The 319-nt window shown below is 43.9% G+C and carries 1 pseudogene; it reads left to right on the forward strand.

Features of this window, described 5'->3' with window-relative positions:
* Nucleotides 1-81: 81 nt before the first annotated feature.
* A pseudogene (locus A3712_RS06590) lies at nt 82-319 on the forward strand (ATP-binding cassette domain-containing protein); the annotation flags it as partial.

Raw genomic sequence — 319 nt, forward strand, 5'->3', positions numbered from 1 at the left:
ACCAGTAGGAATTGTCACCGCGATTATTGGCGCACCCTTCTTCTTGTACCTACTATTCCAACAGAAAGGGAGAATCCTTTAATGTTTCCTGCAGCGCTAAAAGCGACCGATATTGAAGTAAAGTTCGGCAGTAAAAAGATACTAGATAGTGTATCCATAGAGATTGAAGCAGGAAAAGTAACCACGCTGCTTGGCCCAAATGGAGCCGGAAAAGCACTCTGCTCAAAGCCTTATGCCAGGAAATATCCAGTACTGGCGACATTCAATATTTTGGGCATGGTAAAGACAAATGGCCTTCACACAAGTTGGCGAAACATCT

It is taken from the genome of Vibrio sp. HI00D65, from assembly GCF_001635455.1.
Taxonomy (GTDB): Bacteria; Pseudomonadota; Gammaproteobacteria; order Enterobacterales; family Vibrionaceae; genus Vibrio.